The organism is Methylobacterium sp. WL18 (assembly GCF_008040015.1).
Lineage (GTDB): Bacteria > Pseudomonadota > Alphaproteobacteria > Rhizobiales > Beijerinckiaceae > Methylobacterium > Methylobacterium mesophilicum.
Map to the genome: position 1 here is coordinate 1 of NZ_VRVD01000761.1, position 2,029 is coordinate 2,029.

The 2,029-nt window shown below is 69.8% G+C and carries 1 protein-coding gene and 1 pseudogene; both read right to left on the bottom strand.

What is annotated here, in order from left to right; all coding sequences use genetic code 11:
- Window positions 1–212, bottom strand: a pseudogene (locus FV228_RS27980) (SPOR domain-containing protein); the annotation flags it as partial.
- Between the two features lie 49 nt (window positions 213–261).
- On the bottom strand, window positions 262–1,980 hold the full coding sequence (gene argS / locus FV228_RS27985; RefSeq protein WP_147857478.1) for an arginine--tRNA ligase: 1,719 nt from the start codon (window positions 1,978–1,980) through the stop codon (window positions 262–264).
- Between the last annotated feature and the right edge of the window lie 49 nt (window positions 1,981–2,029).

Below are 2,029 nucleotides of genomic sequence, written 5' to 3' on the forward strand. Positions count from 1 at the left end.
TCCCAGCCGGCCTGCGGTTGTGCGGGCGCCGCGCCACGCATCTCGTCGCGGGCCGCAAGAAGCGCGCGGAAGGGGTCGTCCTGTCCGACGATCCGCGCCAGCTCGGCCAGCGGATCGGGCTTGGCGCCACCCGAGGCGACGCGCCCCTGCTCCTGACGCAGATCGCGCGCGAGGGCGTCCAAATCGACCTGAGCGCGCGAAGCGTTCGTCATGGCAGCATCCTCACATCACGGCCGGTCACCGGCCCGATGCATATCGAGCCTATCGCATCTCATCCGGCGCGGTCACACCGAGCACTGCGAGGCCGGCCGCGAGGGTACTCCGGAGAGCCTCGACGAGCGCCAGCCGCGCCCAGGTCGACTTTCGGTCGGTTGCATTAACAAACCGTAATTGCGGCAAGTCTTTGCCCTTGTTCCATAAAGTATGAAGCGCGGCCGCCATTTCATAGAGGTGGAACGCGATCCGGTGCGGCTCGTGCGCCACGGCCGCCGATTCGAGGACGCGGGGATACTGGGCGACCAGCCGCATCACCTCGACCTCGCCGGGATCGGTCAGGAGGTCGAAATCGGCCTCGCGCAGCAACGCTGCCGGCGAAAGGTCGGCGCCAGGGAAAGCCTCGCGCGCCTGCCGCTGCACCGAGCGGACGCGGGCATGGGCGTACTGGACGTAGAAGACCGGGTTGTCCTTCGACTGCTCGACCACCTTGGCGAGGTCGAAATCGAGGGTCGCGTCGTTCTTCCGGTAGAGCATCATGAACCGGATCGCGTCGCGCCCGACCTCGTCGATCACGTCGCGCAGCGTCACGAACTCGCCGGCCCGCTTCGACATCTTGACGGGCTCGCCCGCGCGCAACAGCCGCACCAGCTGGCAGAGCTTCACGTCCAGCGTCGCCTTGCCGTCGCTGACGGCCTTCACGGCCGCCTGCATGCGCTTGACGTAGCCGCCGTGGTCGGCGCCGAGCACGTCGATCAGCTCGGTGGCGCCCGCCAGGTACTTCGCGCGGTGGTAGGCGATGTCGGAGGCGAAGTAGGTGTAGGACCCGTCCGACTTCAGCAGCGGACGGTCGTTGTCGTCTCCGAAATCCTTGGTCCGGAACAGCGTCTGCTCGCGATCCTCCCAATCCTCCGGCAGCTGGCCCTTAGGCGGCGGCAGGCGGCCCTCGTAGACGAGCCCGCGCTCGCGCAGCTCCTGGAGCAGGGCCTTCACGGCGCCGCTCTGCTGGAGCGTCCGCTCGGAGAAGAACACGTCGTGCCGGATGCCGATCGCCGCGAGGTCGGCCCGGATCATGTCCATCATCATGGCGAGGGCCGTCTCGCGCACGGCGGGGAGCCATTCGGACTCCGGCCGGTCGAGGAGCGCGCGGCCGTGGGTCTCGGCGAGGTGGACGCCCACGGGCTTGAGGTAATCGCCCGGATAGAGCCCCTCGGCGATCGCGAACGGCTCGCCCAGCGCCTCGCGGTAACGCTGGTAGGCCGAGCGGGCCAGGACATCGACCTGGGCGCCGGCGTCGTTGATGTAATATTCCCGCGTCACCTGGCGGCCGGCCGCGACCAGGAGGTTGCACAGGGCGTCGCCGAACACCGCGCCGCGGCCGTGGCCGACATGCATCGGTCCGGTGGGGTTGGCCGAGACGTACTCGACGTTGATCGCTCCCCCGGGGAGCTGGGCGCGGCCGAACTGCTCGGGGTCCGCGAGCGCGCTGCGGATCACATCCTGGAAGATCCCGGGCGCGAGCCGAAGGTTGATGAAGCCCGGGCCCGCGACGCCGGCCTCCAGGATGCGCGGGTCGGCGCGCAGTTCCGCGGCCAGGGCCTCCCCCAGGGCCTTCGGGTTGGTCCGCGCCTCCTTGGCCAGGACCAGCGCGGCGTTCGTGGCCAGGTCGCCATGCGTCGTGTCGCGCGGCGGCTCGACGACGACGCGGCCGAGGTCGAGGCCCTGCGGCAGCATCCCCGCGCGAGCGAGACCGAGACCGATGAACATCTTCGCCCTGTTCGAGGCGCGTGTGCGCGAGGCCGTGGAGGCGCTGACC